The following is a 1257-nucleotide window of genomic DNA, read 5'->3' as shown; positions in this document are numbered from 1 at the left end:
GCTATACTTTAGTCGAATTTATCTAGCGCTGATTTTTTGGGGTGTTAAGGGGTATTTGGGATAATTAAGTGAGTAGTTTAAATTAGCGCTATACTTTAGCCGAATTTATCTAGCGCTGATTTTTTGGGGTGTTAAGGAGTATTTGGGATAATTGAGGGAGTAGGTTAAATTAGCGCTATACTTTGGTCGAATTTATCTAGCGCTAATTTACAGCTGTTTTCAGATGAATCGACCTCACTCCCTTTAGCTACAAGCCCCCGTGGGTCCCCCAATTCTGGGGGACTTTAACTCAATTTCCCCCCAAAATTGGGGGGCTAGGGGGGCGAAAATTGCTGTAAATCAAGATAATTACCGTTAATCAGAATCTTCTCTATCTCCCTACTCCCTACTCCCTACTCCCTACTCCCTGACAAGTTTGTTACAAAAGTTTTTCAAATATGTTATAATTAAAGATTATTTATATGCTATAGTAGTATTATAGACGTGAAAACGTTAAGAGCCAGCCAACGATTTTCCAGGGTCTAGGGCTGGCTCTAGTCCCCCAGTTAAGGAGATACCTAAAATTATGACGTACTCTGAACGCCTCTATCCATGGGCGGTCATTCACCTATTGCCACAAATGCAACGGGTCGTTGTTGGTCGTTACCGGAACCGGTCCGATGCCGAGGGTCACTTGCAGGCACTCAAACGACTGATGCCCGATGGGAAATTTATTATTATTTTTGATTTGCCTGAGCCTATGGATGAAGAACCTGAGGAGACTAGGGAGTAGGATTGAATGCGATCGCTTGTGCGATCGCATAATTTCTTAGATTGTTGGAATTTAGGATAACTGTTGAAATTTCCAACAGTGAACGATTTTCACGGCTTTGTTGCTGTTGCTAGTAGTATCGAGATTATCGAAAATTACTGAAATTTCCGACAGTAAAGGATTTTCACCCTTTGTTGCTCAACCAACGCAGTATCGAGATTATCCAAAATTGCTGTAATTTCCGATAACTAACCTGCGTTGCTCAACAAGGGGCGATCATGATTATCCCAAATTGTTGAAATTTCCGACAGTAAAGGATTTTCACGGCTTTGTTGCTCAACAAGGGGGGATCACATTATTTCTAAAATTGTTGAAATTTCCGACAGTAAAGGATTTTCAGGCTTTGTTGCTGTTGCTAGCGCTATCGTGATCATCCGAAATTGTTGTAATTTTCGATAACTATCGCCCGTTGCTCAAGCTAACGCGATGCTCGCTACGAGCCGCTA

General features: G+C 41.7%; 1 protein-coding gene. It reads left to right on the top strand.

Annotated elements, in window-relative coordinates:
* Window positions 1-565: 565 nt before the first annotated feature.
* Window positions 566-772 (top strand): hypothetical protein, encoded by a 207-nt coding sequence (locus F6J94_RS33930; protein ID WP_293048364.1) that lies wholly within the window; start codon window positions 566-568, stop codon window positions 770-772.
* The last annotated feature ends 485 nt before the right edge of the window (window positions 773-1257 follow it).

Source organism: Moorena sp. SIO1F2 (assembly GCF_010672755.1).
In the GTDB taxonomy this organism is placed as follows: domain Bacteria; phylum Cyanobacteriota; class Cyanobacteriia; order Cyanobacteriales; family Coleofasciculaceae; genus Moorena.
The sequence above is the reverse complement of the archived record's forward strand: the minus strand, read 5'-3'. Positions and strand labels throughout refer to the sequence as shown.